Raw genomic sequence first — 16,279 nt, 5'->3', positions numbered from 1 at the left:
AGTCCTATGCCACTGTTCACGCTGAGTTCACCCGCACGGCAACCACGCTCGGGCAGCGCCACTCAATAGAGCGAGAATGGAGTCGGATTCCTAGAGAACTCTAGCGATTTGTTGCTGGGGTACCTGGACTCGAACCAAGAACAACTGAACCAGAATCAGCCGTGTTGCCAATTACACCATACCCCAAGGGCGAAACCGGAGCCTCGCACCGAGGTTCAAGCTTACCCGAGCGGCGAGCGGAACGCCAAAACGCCCGCCCGCCCCACTTCTCCGGGCGCGTCGTCAGCCGAGTCGGGCGGCCAGCGCGCGCAGACGCCGCAACGACTCGTCCTTGCCCAGGAGCTCCATCGACTCGAACAGCGGCGGGGAGACGCGGCGTCCAGTGATCGCGACCCGCGGAGGGCCGTAGGCCACGCGCGGCTTGAGCCCGAGCCCGTCCACGAGGGCAGCGGCGAGCGCGTCCTGGACGGCTGCGGCGGTGAAGCCGTCGATCGGGTCGAGGGCCGCGGCGCAGGCTGTCAGCACCTCGGCGGCGTTCTCGGGAAGCCCGGCGAGCGCGTCCTCGTCGAAGGACACCTCGTCTGCGAACAGGAAGCCGAGGAGGCCCGGTGCGTCGCCGAGGACGGGGAGCCGCTCCTGGATGAGCGGGGCAGCGGCCGCGATCAAGCCCGCCTCACGCTCCGTGACCTGCTCCCCCACGACGCCGGCGTGCTGCAGGTACGGCGTGATACGGGCGGCGAAGTCGGCCGGCTGCAGCATGCGGATGTGGTCGCCGTTGATCGACTCCGCCTTCTTCTGGTCGAAGCGGGCCGGGTTCGGGTTCACGTCCTCGATGCGGAAGGCCGCGATCATCTCCTCGCGGGAGAACACGTCGCGGTCCGGGCCGATCGACCAGCCGAGCAGCGCCAGGTAGTTCAGCAGCCCCTCCGGGATCATGCCCTTCTCGCGCTGGAGGAAGAGGTCGGCGCGCGGGTCGCGCTTGGAGAGCTTCTTGGTCCCGTCGCCGAGCACGAGCGGCATGTGGCCGAAGCGCGGTACGAAGTCCGTCACCCCGGCCTCGATGAGCGCCGCGTACAGCGAGAGCTGACGGGCAGTGGACGGCATGAGGTCCTCGCCGCGGAGGACGTGCGTGACCCCCATGAGCGCATCGTCGACCGGGTTCACGAACGTGTACAGCGGGATACCGTTGGGACGCACGACCACGAAGTCAGGGAAGGACCCGGCGGGGAAGGTGACCTCGCCGCGGATGAGGTCGACGTAGGTGAGATCCTCGTCCGGCACACGCAGCCGCAGCGCAGGCTGCCGCCCCTCGGCACGGAACGCGGCCTTCTCCGCCTCGGTGAGGTCGCGATCGTGATTGTCGTAGCCGAGCTGCTTGGCACGGCCGCTCGCCTCGTTGCGCGCGTCGATCTCCTCGGCCGTCGAGTAGCTCTCATACACGGCGCCCGATGCGATGAGCGTGTCGATCACGCCGCGGTAGATGTCATGGCGCTGGGACTGGCGGTACGGCGCGTGCGGCCCGCCGATCTCGACCCCCTCGTCCCAGTCGATCTCCAGCCACCGAAGGGCGTCGAGCAGCTGCTGATAGCTCTCCTCGCTGTCCCGCGCGGCATCGGTGTCCTCGATCCGGAACACCATGGTCCCGCCGTGATGACGGGCGTACGCCCAGTTGAAGAGTGCCGTGCGGACGAGGCCGACGTGCGGGAGCCCGGTGGGAGACGGGCAGAACCGCACCCGGACGTCGGTTCCGGTGGCGGTCGTGGTGCGGGGGTGAGGAGTAGCCATAGCCCTTCGATTCTAGGGCGCTCGCATCTCCACGCCGGGCCGAGCCGTAGCCGAGCCGAGCCGCATGGTCGACGCCGGTCAGCGTCCTCGGCGACGTGCCTCCTTCTCCGCGACCTTCTGCGAGCGCACGGCCGAGCGGACCTCGGCGTCGGAGAGCCCCAGGCCCACGGCCGTCCGGACCCATGCGTACGTCGCGGCGGCCGACGCCGGGTCGCCCAACCGGGTGAAGCAGGCGGCGAGGTCGAAGGCGGACGCCCTCGCACGCTGGTTCAGCTCCGCGTCCGGCGCCGCCGTGGCGATGTCGAGGATGAGCCGGTGCGCACCCGCCGCCTCCGCGATCCGGCCGAGCCCGTCCAGGATCAGCGCCTTGTTGCGGAGCGCCTTGACCCTCCGCAACCGTTGAGAGGCCGAATCGATCCGCGCCGTGTGCACGGCCAGCACATGGTCGTAGGCGTACAGCGCGGCATCGACCTCTCCGAGGTCGTCCAGGAGCACGGCGCGGTTGTACGCCGCCTGCTGCCGGGCCGTCACGATCTCATCGTCCTCGGATCCCGCGACCAGCCCGTCCAGCGCCTCATAGGTGGCGACCGCCGCGCGGGGATCGCCCAGTCGGCTCAGCGCCAGTGCGAGCCGAAGATAGGCGCGCGCCCGGATCTGCCCCGCCCTGTGGTCCATGCCCTCCCGGATCACGGTCGCCCGACGGGACAGGTCAGCGACGGCGGCCCATCGCCCGGCCTCGGCGAGCTCCGCGCTCCAGACGTCCATCGCCGCGAGGCCCAGCAACGCCGTCTCAGTGTCCGGATCCCCGGCGGTCTCATCAATCGTCGCCTGCCAGAGTCGTGCCGCCTCCTCGCCCCGTCCGGTGTTCAGCAGCTCGTCGGCGGTGAGGAGACGGTCTCGGAGCGCCCGATAGCGCGCGCCCCCTGCATCCGTCGCCGTCGCAGGGGACGGCAGGGCGAGCGAGAGGACGGTGAGGTTCTCACGCGCGAGCCTCACATCGTCCGCGATCTCGCCATCCGGATCGTCCTCGTACGTCGACACGACGGCCTGGAAGAGCTCCACCGCGCGCTCCCTGGCCCCACGCTCGTGAGCGCGGTGCGCCTGGGTGGTCAACCGGGAGGCGTCGAGACGCCGGATCCGGACGTCCTGGTCATCCCCGAAGAGCTCCGCGAAGCGCTGGAAGGCAGCCTCAGCCTCCTCATCGTCGACCTGTTCCGCGCGCCAGGTCGAGAACAGCGTGTTCCCGGCCCAGATCCGCACATCGGGATCGGGATCGGCGCCGAACTCGTCGACCATCGCCTCGGCCAGCCGTCGGCCTCTCGCGCGATCCCCGCCCTCCCGCGTCAGCCGGGCCGACCAGTAGTCCGCCTGGGCGAAGAGGTGCCGCAGCCGCCCGGGCTCACGCACCGAACGGAAACCGGTCCGGATATCGGTGAGCAGGGCGAGCGCCTCGTCCCGACGGCCCAGATCCGAGAGACGCAGCGCCCGTTCGAGGAGCGCCCGCGCGACCTCCGGAGCAAGATCGTCGTCCTCCATCGCCTCGGGGAACCGTCGCGGGAGGTCCTCGGCGAGACGGACCGCGTGCGCGATGTCACGGGGCGCGGACGTTGCGTCGCCGACCGGACGAGCGTCAGGGACACCGAAGACCTCGGCGATCCGCACCGCGATCAAGAATCGGGCGGCCATGGTGTCCGGGTGCCGGTCGTCCTGGAAGCGCGCATCGGCGACCTGAAGGATGCGCAGATCCGCCGCCGTCATGGTGGCCGCCGCGCCCGCTCGGATGCGGACATACTCGAGCGCGGCATGGCGTACCTCGGGATCGCTGGAGACGGCGAAGCGTTCAAGGAGCCTCGTCCACTCCGCGACGCTCCTCTCGTCCCGCTCCTCGTCCGGCAGCCTCTGGAGCAGATCATCCGCGAACCGACACCTCAGCCAGGCGCTCCTCCGGTCGGGGTCGTCCCCCGCATGCAGTGCTTCGAGTCCTTCGCGGAGGGCGTCCTCGGTCGATGCGCCGTCCTCGATGTCGAGATCCGCGAGTCGGAGCAGCGCGGAGAAGCGGAACCTGAGGGCATCCGGAAGATCGACGCTCTCCGAGACCACGGATCGCAGGAGGAATCGTGCGTCCTGGGGCTCCGCGTCGTTCTCGATCAGGAACCGGGCCGCCGAGGCGAGCGCGTTGATGCGGATGAGTCGCATCCTCGCGTCCTCCTCCCCGGTCAAGGAGAGAGCGAGCGCCTCCAGCGCGACGGCGATCGACAGGGGGTCCTGGCCGAGCCAGTTGCGGATCATCTGCGCGGTCAGCGCAGCCTCCGCCGCGGCCCTCCGCACACCGATGTGCTCAGCCTCGGCGTGCCGGTGCACGAGCGCGGATGCGAGTCGAAGCACATCCACCAGGACGACGGGATCCATGTCCTCGTCCCCGTCCTCGTGCACCCACTCCACCGCCTGCACCTCTGCGACAGCGCGCGCCTCCTCCGTGGCGGCATCGTCGAAGCCGTCCGTGAGGACGTCCATCCGTTCGATGTGCTCCAGAAGGACGTCCAGGGGAAGGAGCCCCGCATCGAGCCCGATGAGCGCGCCCGTCGCCTCCGCGATGGCCGTGGCCTCGGACGCCGTCTGGGCGGGAGGAGCCGAGAGCAGAGCCCTGGTCAGCAGCGCCTGGGCCTCCCCCTGGTCGCCCTCGGCGATGAAGGCGCGGGCAGTCTCGACGACCTTCTCGATCTGCACGTGTTCCGTCATGTCAGCGCCGGGCGAGAGGCGAGAGCAGCACGATCGCCGCGACGACCACGAGGGCCGCGGCGCTCAGTCCGCCGTATCCGAAGTTCGTCAGGACGACGCCCGCTCCGGCGGCTCCCGCCGCGGCCGTCAGGCTCATAAGCGAGTCGCTGAGTCCCTGTCGTCGCGGGCGTCGCTCGACGGTCGAGGCCTCGGTGAGGAGGGCCGCTCCGGCGACCGTCGCCGCGCTCCAGCCGAGGCCGAGAAGGATGAGGGCCACCATCACGCCGATCGAGTTCTCCCCGGCGACGATCGCGGTGACCAGGGACGTCACGAGCATCGCTTGTCCCAGCAGAACGACGCGCACCCTCCCCCACCGGTCGGCCAGGATCCCGAACAGGGGAGAGAGCCCGTACATCCCCGCCACGTGCAGGCCGATCGTCATGCCCACCAGCAGGGTCACATCGGACGTGCTCGCACCGTGCCCGCCGTGCGCCATGTGGGCGAGATGCACGGGCGTCATCGCCATGACCGAGGCCATCACCGCGTGCGAGCCCGCCACGGCGAAGATGGCGTACCGTGCAGCGGCCGGCCGATCCGCGTCCGCACCGATCGCGGTCGTGGATGCCGCGCTCCGGCTCACGCGCTGCGCGGTGAGGAGCGGATCCGGACGCAGTGCCACGAGGTAGAGCACGAGCGCGAGCGCCTGTCCGATCAGCGAGAACACATAGGAGCCGGTCAGCGGCGGCATGCCGAGGAGGTGCCCGATGTGCTCTCCCGGCGAGAGCAGGAAGGGGCCAGCGACGCCGCCGATCGTCGTCGACCAGACCACCACCGAGAGATCTCGGCCCCGGTGCTCGGCGGTGGCGAGATCGGTCGCCGCGAACCGGGACTGCAGGTTGCCGGCATTGCCCATGCCGATGAGGATGATGCCGGTCAGCAGCATCGGGAATGAGCGGGCGGACGCCGCGGCGATCACGATCGCGACGCCGACGAGTGCGAGGACGTTGCCTGCGGTGAGGGCGAGGCGTCGCCCGTACCGGGCCGCCGCCCGGGCGAGAGGGATGGCGCAGAGCGCCGCCCCGAGGGTCACGGAGGCCGTCGCGAGCCCGGACAGCGCGTCGTCGCCGGAGATGTCGGCGGCGAGCAGCGCGCCGAGGGACACCGTCGCGCCGAAGGCGATCCCGCCGAGCACCTGGCCGAGCGCGAGGACCCGGACGGTGCGGCGCTGGATCGCCGCGACCTGCGCCGTCGAGGGCGCGAGGACGGTCACGACGCCGGGAGGGCGTCGCGCACGGCGTTGCGGAGCGTCCCGATCCCGCTGACCTCCACCTCGACGACGTCGCCGGCGGCGAACGGGCCGACGCCCGCGGGCGTCCCCGTCATGATCACGTCCCCCGGCAGCAGCGTGAACACCGCGGAGGCGTACTCGATGATGGCGGGGATGGAGTGGATCATGTCGGACAGCGGAGCCTGCTGGCGGACCTCTCCGTTCACGCGCGTCTCGATGGTGGCGCTCGCGGGGTCGAACTCCGTCTCGATCACCGGCCCGAGGGGGCAGAAGGTGTCGAAGCCCTTCGCCCGCGCCCACTGCCCGTCCTTCCGCTGCAGATCGCGCGCGGTGACGTCGTTGCCGACGGTGTAGCCGAACACGTAGTCCAGCGCGTTCTCGGCGCGGACGTTCTTGGCGATCCGGCCGATCACGACGACCAGCTCACCCTCGTGCTCGGTGCGCTCTGAGAGCGTCGGGCGGACGATCGTGTCGCCGGGGCCGATCACCGCGGTGTTGGGCTTGAGGAACAGCAGCGGCTCCTCCGGAGCCTCACCGCCCATCTCCGCCGCATGGTCGTGATAGTTCTTGCCGACGCAGACGACCTTGGAGCGCGGGATCACCGGCGCGAGCAGCGCCGCATCGGCGAGCGGGATCCGCTCCCCCGTCGGCTCATAGCCGGCGAACATCGGATCACCGGCGAGGACCACCAGCTCCTGCTCGTCCAGGATGCCGAACTGGATGCCGTCGTTGTGACTGAACCGTGCGATCTTCACCACCCCAGCCTATCCAGCACCTCCGACACCGGCATCCCCCGCTCACCGCCGAACCGCTCGGCCCTCACTCCGCGAGAGGACCGTTCCTGCACTGCAGATCATCAGGACCTTCGTCTCCACGGATAGACGATCGTCTCTGTTTTTACTCGTATATATCTTCTATTCTTGAGACATGGAAGCCTTCGTTGACTCGTATATCTCTCGTAACGGAGAGATCGTCGACGAGTGCGCCGCGCTTCGCGCCGAGATCGCTCGTCTCGAATCCCGAGTCGCGGCGCTGCTCTCCGAGCGCGTCTCGCGGCTTCTCGCCGAGGTGCCGCCGGGGTCCACAGGGTTCGAGGCGGCAGAGCGCTCGATGCTGTGCGAGGTCGCCGCCGGACTGCACCTCACCAAAGCGACTGCCGCACGGGAGCTGGGCGCGTCCTGGATGCTCCACGACCGTTTCCCCTCGACCAGGGCTGCTTTGGCGGAGGGGACGATCTCGCTCCGCCACGCGACGGCGATCACCGAGTCCGCCGCATCGATCCCGACGAAGGACGCGGCTGCGCTCTCGGACTACGAACGCCAGGTCGTGCCGTTCGCCGCTGCCGAGACGGTCGCGCGGACCGTCGCGTTCGCGAAGTCGGTGAGCGCCGCCCTCGCTCCAGAGAACACGGCCGAGCGCCACCGCCGCGCCCACGCCGACCGGCGGGTCGTGGTGACCGACCTCGAGGACGGTATGGCGCACCTCTCCGCGATCCTGCCCTCGGTCCTCGCCCATGCCGTGCACGACCGTCTCACCGCGATGGGACGCCGGCTGCGCGACGAGGCGCGAGCGGAGTCCCGCTCCCGCGAGGAAGTCGATCCCGATGCCCTCGCCCCAACGAGCCGCAACCGCGACGACAGCGACAGCGACAGCCGTACTCTCGACGAGATCCGCGCCGACGTCCTCGCCGATCTGCTTCTCACCACGGATCCGACATCCGCCCACGGAACCGCGTTGGAGTCCATCCAGGCGACGGTCCAGGTAACCGTCGCAGCGACGACCCTGACCGGCGACGACCAGCGCATGGCGGAACACGACGGACACGGTCCGCTCCTCCCGGGAACGGCACGCCCGCTGGCGGGAACCTCCTCGATGTGGACTCGGCTGTTCCTGGACGCCCAGGGGATGGTGATCCGCACCGACTCCTATGCGCCGACGTCCGCGATGCGCCGCTTCCTGCGCGCCCGCGACCGGCACTGTCGCTTCCCGGGCTGTCGGCGCGCGGCGCGACGGTGCGAGATCGATCACAATCACGACCATGCGAAGGGCGGCCACACCGAGATCGGCAATCTCTGCTGCCTCTGCCCGACGCATCACACCCTCAAACACCCCGACCATGACGCGCGATGGCGATGGCGGGCGATCCAACGCCTGGGCGGAGTCATCGACTGGATCAGCCCGACGGGCCAGGTCTACACCGACGCCGTCCCGCCGCGCGTCCAATTCGTCCCCCTCGGATAGCCCGCCCCCTCGGCCCACGGTGCAGAACAAAGCACAAAGCGAAGGGGCGCACAGACCCGTAGATCCGTGCGCCCCTTCGTGAGAGCGTCGCGCTTCAGCTCATGTTCCAGACCTCAGGCGTCCAGACGGACCAGCCAACCATGCTTGTCCTCGCGACGGCCGTACTGGATGTCGGTGAGCTCCTCCCGCAGCGAGAGGGCGAGGTCGCCCTGGGGCTGGGCCTCCTCGAAGCCCTCGCCCTTCAGCGCGCCGATCGGCGTGACCACCGCAGCGGTGCCGCAGGCGAAGACCTCCGTGATGTCGCCGTTCGCCACGCCGTCGCGCCACTCCTGGAGCGAGACCGCGCGACGCTCGACCGTGAGCCCACGGTCCTCGGCGAGCTGCAGCAGCGAGTCGCGCGTGATGCCCTCGAGGATGCTGTCGGACTCGGGGGTGACCACACGTCCGTCCTTGAAGACGAACACGACGTTCATGCCGCCGAGCTCCTCGACGTTGCCGTCCTGATCAAGGAAGACCACCTGGTCGCAGCCCTTCTCGTACGCCTCGGCCTGCGGCAGCAGGCTCGACGCGTAGTTGCCGCCGGTCTTCGCGGCCCCCGTGCCGCCCTTACCTGCTCGCGCGTAGTTCTCGCTCAGCCAGATGCTGACCGGCTTGACGCCGCCTGCGAAGTAGGAGCCCGCGGGACAGGCGATCAGATAGTAGGCGACCTTCTTGGCCGGGCGGACGCCGAGGAACGCCTCCTTGGCGAACATGAACGGACGGAAGTAGAGGCTCTGATCCGCACCGGAGGGGACCCAGTCCAGATCCACCGCGACGAGCTCGCGCAGGGACTGGATGAAGTGCTCCGTCGGCAGCTCCGGCAGCGCGAGCCGGCGGGCGCTGTTGCGGAGCCGGGCGGCGTTCCGGTCCGGGCGGAAGGTGTGCACGGACCCGTCAGCGTGCCGGTAGGCCTTGATCCCCTCGAAGATCTCCTGCCCGTAATGCAGCACGGCGGCGGCAGGATCCAGCGGGATGGGCCCGTAGGGCTGGACGCGGGGGCGGTGCCATCCGCCACCCTCGGACCAGCAGATGTCGACCATGTGGTCGGTGAAGTTGGTGCCGAATCCGGGATCCTGGAGGATCGCCTCGCGCTGGGCGGGGTTCTTGGCTGCCAGGTTCCTGGTCACGGCGAACGTGAGCGGAGCGGTTGCGGTGTCGGTCATGTCACATCCTGCGGTCGGGTGCGAGCGGCGGCGCTCGCGCGGTCTTCAGATTACGCCGAGAGGCGAGCGATGATCGCGTCGCCGATCTGCTCGGTGCTGCGCGGGGCCTCACGTCCCGCGATGTCCTCCCGGACCGCACGCTGCACGCGCTCGGCCTCGTCCTGCAGCCCGAGGTGGTCGAGCAGCAGCGACACCGAGAGGATCGCGGCGGTCGGATCGGCCTTGTGCTGGCCTGCGATGTCCGGCGCCGAGCCGTGGACGGGCTCGAACATCGACGGGAACGCACGATCGGGGTTGATGTTGCCCGAGGCGGCGAGGCCGATGCCACCGGTGACGGCGCCTGCCAGATCAGTGAGGATGTCGCCGAAGAGGTTGTCGGTGACGATGACATCGAAACGCGAGGGGTTGGTGACCAGGAAGATCGTGGCCGCGTCGACGTGCAAGTAGTCTACGGCGACATCGGGGTGCTCCCGCGCCACCTCGTCGACGATCCGCTTCCAGATCGACCCGGCGTGCACGAGCACGTTGGTCTTGTGCACGAGGGTGAGCCCATGCCGGCGCCGCTCCGCCAGCGCGAAGGCGTAGCGGACGACCCGCTCCACCCCGAAGGCCGTGTTCACGCTGGTCTCGTTGGCGACCTCGTGCGGGGTGCCCTTCCTGATCGCCCCGCCGTTGCCGACGTAGGGCCCTTCGGTCCCCTCGCGCACCACCACGAAGTCGATCTCGCCCGGGTCGGCGAGCGGACCGGGGGCGCCGGGGTAGAGCGTGGACGGACGCAGGTTGACGTAGTGGTCAAGCTCGAAGCGGAGCTTGAGGAGGAGTCCTCGCTCGATGTTCGCGTCCCTCAGACGCGGGTCGCCCGGCACTCCCCCGACGGCACCGAGGAGGATCGCATCGTGCGCGCGGATCGCATCGAGATCCTCATCGGTCAGCGTGTCACCGGTCTCGAGGTAGCGCGCGGCGCCGAGCGAGAAGCGCGTCTTCTCGAAGGCGACGTCGCTCCCGGACGTGACGGCGTCGAGCACCCTCTCCGCCTGGACGACGACCTCGGGGCCGATCCCGTCACCCGGGATGACGGCGAGCTTCACGACGCGGGACATGCGACTCCTAGCGACAGAGGATGGGGCAGGCCTCCAGCGTATCGGCCCGCCTGGGGCTCCGACGCACGTGCGACGGAGCCCCGGACGTCACGCCGAGGCGCTCGTCTCGCTGCCCGAGCGGCGCAGCATCACGGCCGCGATCACGCCTGCCAGAACAACGAGGCCTGCCCCGATCAGCGACGTGACCATCACGCCGGAGCCGAAGGCGGTCGACGCCGCCTCCCAGACCTGTCCGGCCAACGGCTCGGGCAGGCCGTGCGAGACCGTGTAGGCGCCGGAGAGCGTCTCCGATGCCGCCGCCGCGTCAGCACCGTCCAGGCCGTCCGGCAGCACGAGCGCCCCCCGGTAGAAGGCCGTGATGAGCCCGCCGAGGAAGGCCGTGCCCAGCACCGCCCCGAGCTCGTACGCCGTCTCGGACACGGCGCTCGCGGCGCCCGCCTTCGCGGGCGGGGCGTTGGTGACGATGAGCTCGTTGGAGATGGTCTCCGCCGCGCCGATCCCGATCCCGAGGGTCACGAAGGCGATCACGAGCGGCAGCACGCCGTGGTCGCTCGTCGTCAGCGCCACGATCAGGTAGCCGGCGAAGGAGAAGACCAACGCGATGGGGATGAGCACGTGCGGGGGGACCCGCCGCGAGATCGGGACGACCGCGAGGCCGGCGACGATCATCATCGCCATCCCCGGCACGAGGGAGAGCCCGGCCTGCATCGGCGAGAGGCCGAGGACCAGCTGCACATGCTGGGAGACGAAGTAGAGGAACCCGACCAGCGCGACGACGCTCAAGAGGTTCACGAGGATCGCGCCGGAGAACGACCCGCGCCGGAACAGCGCCATGTCGAGCATCGGGCTCTCGGCGGCCAGCTGCCGCCGCACGAAGAGCGCCCCCATCACCACCCCGCCGATGAGCCAGAGCATCGGGGCGACGCCGAAGCCGTACACCGCGAAGGTCTTGATCGCGTAGACGACAGGGATCATCGTCGCCATCGACAGCGCGATGCTGAGCAGGTCGATCCGACCCGGGTTCGGGTCACGGCTCTCCGGGACGAGGAGCGGCGCGCCGATCAGGAGCGGGATGAGCACCGGGACCGCGAGAAGGAACACGGAGCCCCAGCTGAAGTGCTCCAGGAGGAAGCCGCCCACGATCGGGCCGAGAGCGGAGCCCGCGGAGAAGGCGGACGCCCAGACGGCGATCGCGAGCCGTCGCTGCTCCCGGTTGCGGAACAGCGAGCGCAGGAGGGACAGGGTCGACGGCATCAGCATCGCCCCGAACACGCCCAGCAGCGCCCGCGCCGCGACGAGCAGCATGGCGGTCGGCGCGAAGGCGGCGAGCACCGAGACGGCGGCGAACCCCGTCGATCCGATCAGCAGCATGCGCCGACGCCCGAAGCGGTCGCCGAGCGTGCCCATCGTCACAAGGAGCCCCGCGAGCACGAGGGGGTAGACGTCGATGATCCAGAGCTGCTCGATGCTCGTCGGCGCGAGCGCCAGCGAGATCTCGGGCAACGCGAAGGACAGCACCGTGTTGTCGACCGAGACGAGGAGCACCGGCAGCATGAGCACGGCGAGCGCCGCCCATGCACGCGCTCCGGCCCTGGGCGCATCCGCCTCGGCCGTCTCGATCGCCTGCGTCGTGGACATGATCTCTCCTCCGATTACTGAACCGTCCGGCTGGTATAGTATCAGACATGCCATGCCCGGCGCACCGGAAGGAGACCTCATGTCCCGTCCCCCGTTGGCCCGCGAACGCGTGCTGGACGCCTTCGAGGCGATCCTCATCGATGACGGCGAGCGCGCAGCGACCCTCGATGCCGTCGCGAAGGCCGCCGGCGTCTCCAAGGGCGGCCTGCTCTACCACTTCGCCTCGAAGGACGATCTAGCGACCGGGATCCTGCGCCGCCTCGAGGAGCGCGTCACCGAGGACGCCGAGCGCATGGCGATCGCCCCCGAGGGGCCCGTGGCCTACTTCCTCCGCACCTCGGTGATGGCCGATGACCCGTTGGACAGGGCGATCGTCGCCGCCTCCCGGCTCGCGCAGGCGGGGCACGCGGGGAGCGTCGACGCCCTCCGCGAGGTCCGCGAGCGCTGGGCGGCGGGGCTGCGGCCGCACGTGCGCGACGAGACGGCGCTGCACCTGGTCATGCTGCTCAGCGACGGGCTCTACTACAACAACGCCCTGGCGCCCGCGACGATCGGCGTCGAGACGCCCGTGCCGACGGGGGCCGCCCTGGACGCCCTCATCGCGCTCGTGCTCGCCTCGACGACCTGACGAGCGTCAGATGACGACCTGACGAGCGTCAGATCTCGGTGATCTGGATCTGCCGGAACAGGTCCGCGTCGATCTCCGCGCGCACCTCGTCCAGCAGCTCCTCGGCGATGGGCGAGTCGAGGGTCAGCACGCTGAGCGCCTGGGCCCCGGCCGCCTGACGGGCGATCTGCATGCCGGCGATGTTGATGCCGGCCTCGCCGAAACGCTGACCGTAGACCGCGACGATGCCGGGACGGTCGGTGTAGAGCATCACCACGTGGTGCTTCTCGATCGGCAGCTCGACCGCGTACTCGTTGATGCCGACGAGCTTCTCGGTCTGCTTCGGCCCGGTCAGGGTGCCCGAGACCGAGAGCTGCGAGCCGTCGGAGAGCGCGCCGCGAAGGGTGATGACGTTCCGGTACTCCTCGCTCACGTCGTCCTTGAGCAGGCGGACGGCCACGCCCCGCTGCTCGGCGAGCAGGGGGGCGTTCACGTAGGAGACGGTCTCGCTGACGATGTTCGTGAAGACACCCTTGAGGGCGGCGAGCCGGAGCACGCTCACGTCGTAGTCGTTGAGGTCGCCGTGGACCTCGACGTCGAGGCTGGTGAGCGGCGACGGCGCGAGCGCGGCGAAGATCTGGCCGAGCTTCTCGACCAGCGGGATGCCGGGACGCACGTACGGATCGATCACGCCGCCGGCGACGTTGACGGCATCGGGCACGAGGTCCCCGCCGAGCGCGAGGCGGACGGAACGGGCGACGGAGACACCGGCCTTCTCCTGCGCCTCCTCGGTGCTCGCCCCCAGGTGAGGGGTGACGACCACGTTCGGCAGCGCGATGAGCTCACGGGCGGAGCTCCCCTCGGCCGGCGGCTCGGCCGTGAAGACGTCGAGCCCGGCACCCGCGATCTCGCCGGCGCGAAGCGCCTCCAGGAGCGCGTCCTCGTCGATGAGGCCGCCGCGGGCGACGTTCACGACGAAGGCGGTGGGCTTCATCGCGGCCAGCTGCGCGGCGCCGATCATCCCCGTCGTCTCCGGGGTCTTCGGCATGTGGATGGTGAGGAAGTCGGCCTCCGCGACCAGCTCGTCGAGCGTGAGCAGCTGCACGCCCAGCTGCTGGGCGCGGGCGCTGGTGACATAGGGGTCATAGGCGACGACGCGCATGTCGAAAGCGGCGAGACGCGCGGCGACGAGTGCGCCGATCCGGCCGAGCCCCACGATGCCGACCGTCTTCTCGAACAGCTCGGCGCCGGTGAAGGAGCTGCGCTTCCACTCCCCCGCGGACAGCGAGGCGTGCGCCGCCGGGACGCGGCGGGCGAGGCTGAGGATGTGGCCGACCGTGAGCTCGGCGGCCGAGACGATGTTCGAGGTCGGCGCGTTGACGACCATGACGCCGGCCGCCGTCGCCGCCTTGATGTCCACGTTGTCCAGGCCGACGCCCGCGCGGGCGACGACCTTCAGGCCCGGCGCGTGGGCCAGCGCCTCGGCATCGATCTTCGTCGCGGAGCGGACGAGCACCGCGTCGGCGTCCGCGAGCGCGGAGAACAGCGCCGGGCGATCGGTCCCGTCGACGTTGCGCACGTCGAAATCGGGTCCGAGCGCGTCGATGGTGGCGGGAGAGAGTACTTCGGCGATGAGCACGACAGGCTTCGGCACGGTGGAGATCCTTCGGGGCGGACACACGACGCGGGGGCGCGCGAAACGGACGGGGCCGATGCGCCGCACACCGTCGGGGGCGCGATCGGTCACACTCTACCGGAGCCTCGCAGACCTCTCCGACCGCGTGACCCGACCGCGTGACTAGACCGTGTGACCCGAGGACCGTCAGGCGGGGACGACCAGCAATGAGCTCAGGTTCAGCGCGGTGTAACCGACGATGTTCAGCCAGAACACCGCGACCACCCCCAGACCGGCGAGCATCACCAGGGAGAGCTCCCCCACGTTGCGTCTGCGGGCGATGGCCAGCGCCGCGACGTAGACCAGGGCGGGGAACACGATCGCGAACAGCATGGTGAACCACCCCGTCGGGTTCAGCCCCAGCTGAGCGAGGTTGACGAGGTGGGCGACGGCGTTCCAGATCGCGTAGGCGTAGAAGAGCCCGGTGACGCCCTTCACGAGGAGGATCAGCCAGCGGGGACCTCGGGACGCGACCCGGCTCCCGGCGACGGCGCCTGTGCCCTGCGACGCGGTCATGCGCCCACCACCCCTGTCATCACGAACGGCCACGGGACCAGCAGCACGACCCCCGCGAGCAGGCCGAGGATCCGGATCCAGGTCGCGCGACCCCGGGTCAGCACCCAGACCGCCAGGAACCAGAGGAACGGCGCCAGGATCCCCAACCACATCCACGGGAGGTACATCGCGTCCGCGACGAGGAAGTTCGCGCTCGGGCGGAGGTTGAGCCCGCCGATCGCCCAGCCGATCGCGTAGAGCAGGTAGATCCCGCCGATCACCCCGAAGGACAGCAGGGCGACGTTGCCGATGCCGTGCTGCTCCTCGGCGCCGACCGGCTCCTCAGCCGCGGCGAGCTTCTCGACAGCGGGCTCGGTCACCGCAGGCTTTTCGGCAGCGGGCTCCTCGGCGCCGATCGGATCGGTGCGCACCTCGTCGCTCCCCCGTCCGACCGCCTTCCATCCGGCGGGAAGCGATGGCCGGGCCTTCTCGGGCTCATCGCCCTCCCATCGCAGGGCGTCATCGGGATCGGGTGTCATGTGTCCAGCGTAGCGACGCCTCGTCACGGCCCACTAGGCTCGGTGACGCATCAGCGAGAGGGATCACTGTGGCCGAGCAGCGCAAGAAGAAAGTCGTCCAGTCGACCGCGTCGACCCCGTCGGGGGCTCGGAGCGGTGCCGCCTCCTCCGGGGGCGCCGGCTCCTCCGGGGGGGCCGGCTCGTCGGGCGGCCCGGTGGATCCGCCGGCCGACTGGTCGCCGACTCCCGAGGCCAAGTCACAGGCCACGCGGCTCCGCTGGATCGCCGTCGCCCTCTGGGTCCTCGCGATCGCCGGCGAGGCGTTCGCGATCTTCTGGCTGCTGCGCCAGAGCCCGTTCACGACCGGTCATCTGATCGGCCTGATCGGGGCGATCGTCGTCATCGGGGTCCTCGCGAGCGTCGGCTCCGTGCTCTGGAAGAAGGCGAACCGGCTGGACCCTGCGCGACGCAGCGACACGGTGCGGTTCTTCGTGCAGAACCAGCTCGGCGCGATCATCTCGATCGTCGCCTTCCTGCCGCTGATCATCCTGATCTTCACGAACAAGAACATGAACGGCTCGCAGAAGGCCATCGCCGGCATCGCGGGCATCGCCATCGCCGCCGTCGCGACGTTCGCCTTCGGCGCCGACTACTCCCCGCCCTCGGTCGAGCAGTACTCTGCGGAGTCGAACATCGTGAAGCAGCTGACGGGCGAGGACAAGGTCTACTGGACCAAGTCCGGCTCGGTCTTCCACGTGTGCGCGGATGTCCCCGACGTCAACAAGGAGTCCAAGGACGGCCAGATCTACGAGGGCACCGTTGCCCAGGCCCACGCCGAGGGCAAGGAGCGCCTCACGAAGCGCTGGGAGTCCGAGGCCGTGAGCTACTGCGGATACACCCAGGCCCAGGTCGACGCCGTCACCGGGAGCACGTCGACGGATGGCCCGTCCACGCCGGAGGAGTCCTCCGCCCCGGAGAAGACCCCGGTCCCGACGACCGCGCCCTGAGCCGC

At 70.0% G+C, this 16,279-nt stretch carries 13 protein-coding genes and 1 tRNA gene; 3 read left to right on the top strand and 11 right to left on the bottom strand.

Features of this window, described 5'->3' with window-relative positions; genetic code table 11:
- Positions 1-114 precede the first annotated feature (114 nt).
- The 5 genes from J2Y69_RS02320 to J2Y69_RS02300 all read right to left on the bottom strand — a co-directional run bounded on the left by J2Y69_RS02320 (position 115) and on the right by J2Y69_RS02300 (position 6,546).
- Positions 115-186, bottom strand: a tRNA-Gln gene (locus J2Y69_RS02320).
- A gap of 96 nt (positions 187-282) precedes the next feature.
- Entirely contained in the window at positions 283-1,785 is a 1,503-nt protein-coding gene (gltX, locus tag J2Y69_RS02315; protein ID WP_310017129.1) for a glutamate--tRNA ligase, read from the bottom strand.
- A gap of 78 nt (positions 1,786-1,863) precedes the next feature.
- A complete protein-coding gene (locus J2Y69_RS02310) occupies positions 1,864-4,524 on the bottom strand; it encodes a hypothetical protein (RefSeq protein ID WP_310017127.1) in 2,661 nt (886 codons plus the stop codon).
- 1 nt (position 4,525) lies between these two features.
- On the bottom strand, positions 4,526-5,773 hold the full coding sequence (locus J2Y69_RS02305) for an MFS transporter (RefSeq protein ID WP_310017125.1): 1,248 nt from the start codon (positions 5,771-5,773) through the stop codon (positions 4,526-4,528).
- Positions 5,770-6,546 (bottom strand): fumarylacetoacetate hydrolase family protein, encoded by a 777-nt coding sequence (locus J2Y69_RS02300; protein ID WP_310017123.1) that lies wholly within the window; start codon positions 6,544-6,546, stop codon positions 5,770-5,772. The genes J2Y69_RS02305 and J2Y69_RS02300 overlap by 4 nt, the downstream gene beginning before the upstream one ends.
- Before the next feature lie 172 nt (positions 6,547-6,718).
- On the opposite strand from J2Y69_RS02300, the gene J2Y69_RS02295 reads away from it, so the two are divergent.
- Entirely contained in the window at positions 6,719-8,032 is a 1,314-nt protein-coding gene (locus tag J2Y69_RS02295; RefSeq protein WP_310017121.1) for an HNH endonuclease signature motif containing protein, read from the top strand.
- Positions 8,033-8,145: 113 nt separating this feature from the next.
- Here J2Y69_RS02295 and J2Y69_RS02290 read toward each other — a convergent pair whose 3' ends face one another.
- The 3 genes from J2Y69_RS02290 to J2Y69_RS02280 all read right to left on the bottom strand — a co-directional run bounded on the left by J2Y69_RS02290 (position 8,146) and on the right by J2Y69_RS02280 (position 11,972).
- The gene (locus tag J2Y69_RS02290) at positions 8,146-9,234 is read right to left on the bottom strand and encodes a branched-chain amino acid aminotransferase (RefSeq protein ID WP_310017119.1); all 1,089 of its coding nucleotides are present in this window, start codon (positions 9,232-9,234) and stop codon (positions 8,146-8,148) included.
- Positions 9,235-9,284: 50 nt separating this feature from the next.
- Positions 9,285-10,334, bottom strand: a complete 1,050-nt coding sequence (locus tag J2Y69_RS02285; protein WP_310017117.1) for a 3-isopropylmalate dehydrogenase — start codon at positions 10,332-10,334, stop codon at positions 9,285-9,287.
- An 87-nt stretch (positions 10,335-10,421) separates the two neighbouring features.
- Positions 10,422-11,972 carry an MFS transporter gene (locus J2Y69_RS02280; protein WP_310017115.1) on the bottom strand — a complete coding sequence of 517 codons (1,551 nt, stop codon included), beginning with the start codon at positions 11,970-11,972 and terminating at the stop codon, positions 10,422-10,424.
- A gap of 79 nt (positions 11,973-12,051) precedes the next feature.
- Here J2Y69_RS02280 and J2Y69_RS02275 point away from each other — a divergent pair, with 79 nt between their 5' ends.
- Positions 12,052-12,600, top strand: coding sequence for a TetR/AcrR family transcriptional regulator (locus tag J2Y69_RS02275; protein ID WP_310017113.1), 549 nt, complete (start codon positions 12,052-12,054; stop codon positions 12,598-12,600).
- Positions 12,601-12,628: 28 nt separating this feature from the next.
- On the opposite strand, the gene serA is transcribed toward J2Y69_RS02275, so the two are convergent.
- From serA to J2Y69_RS02260, 3 genes are all read right to left on the bottom strand, one after another.
- Entirely contained in the window at positions 12,629-14,233 is a 1,605-nt protein-coding gene (gene serA / locus J2Y69_RS02270) for a phosphoglycerate dehydrogenase (protein WP_310017111.1), read from the bottom strand.
- Between the two features lie 168 nt (positions 14,234-14,401).
- Positions 14,402-14,770, bottom strand: a complete 369-nt coding sequence (locus J2Y69_RS02265; RefSeq protein WP_310017109.1) for a hypothetical protein — start codon at positions 14,768-14,770, stop codon at positions 14,402-14,404.
- Entirely contained in the window at positions 14,767-15,288 is a 522-nt protein-coding gene (locus J2Y69_RS02260; protein ID WP_310017107.1) for a hypothetical protein, read from the bottom strand. The genes J2Y69_RS02265 and J2Y69_RS02260 overlap by 4 nt, the downstream gene beginning before the upstream one ends.
- Before the next feature lie 68 nt (positions 15,289-15,356).
- On the opposite strand from J2Y69_RS02260, the gene J2Y69_RS02255 reads away from it, so the two are divergent.
- On the top strand, positions 15,357-16,274 hold the full coding sequence (locus tag J2Y69_RS02255) for a cytochrome b family protein (protein WP_310017105.1): 918 nt from the start codon (positions 15,357-15,359) through the stop codon (positions 16,272-16,274).
- Positions 16,275-16,279: the final 5 nt, after the last annotated feature.

The sequence above is a fragment of the Microbacterium resistens genome, from assembly GCF_031456305.1.
Classification (GTDB): domain Bacteria; phylum Actinomycetota; class Actinomycetes; order Actinomycetales; family Microbacteriaceae; genus Microbacterium; species Microbacterium resistens_A.
This window is presented reverse-complemented; position numbering and strand designations above follow the sequence as displayed.

Excerpts from the sequence above, each read along its gene's own strand:
- J2Y69_RS02265 (WP_310017109.1), bottom strand. The coding sequence starts at position 14,770 with ATGACCGCGTCGCAGGGCACAGGCGCCGTCGCCGGGAGCCGGGTCGCG.
- J2Y69_RS02280 (WP_310017115.1), bottom strand. The coding sequence starts at position 11,972 with ATGTCCACGACGCAGGCGATCGAGACGGCCGAGGCGGATGCGCCCAGG.
- J2Y69_RS02260 (WP_310017107.1), bottom strand. The coding sequence starts at position 15,288 with ATGACACCCGATCCCGATGACGCCCTGCGATGGGAGGGCGATGAGCCC.
- J2Y69_RS02295 (WP_310017121.1), top strand. The coding sequence starts at position 6,719 with ATGGAAGCCTTCGTTGACTCGTATATCTCTCGTAACGGAGAGATCGTC.
- gltX (WP_310017129.1), bottom strand. The coding sequence starts at position 1,785 with ATGGCTACTCCTCACCCCCGCACCACGACCGCCACCGGAACCGACGTC.
- J2Y69_RS02275 (WP_310017113.1), top strand. The coding sequence starts at position 12,052 with ATGTCCCGTCCCCCGTTGGCCCGCGAACGCGTGCTGGACGCCTTCGAG.
- J2Y69_RS02290 (WP_310017119.1), bottom strand. The coding sequence starts at position 9,234 with ATGACCGACACCGCAACCGCTCCGCTCACGTTCGCCGTGACCAGGAAC.
- J2Y69_RS02310 (WP_310017127.1), bottom strand. The coding sequence starts at position 4,524 with ATGACGGAACACGTGCAGATCGAGAAGGTCGTCGAGACTGCCCGCGCC.
- J2Y69_RS02285 (WP_310017117.1), bottom strand. The coding sequence starts at position 10,334 with ATGTCCCGCGTCGTGAAGCTCGCCGTCATCCCGGGTGACGGGATCGGC.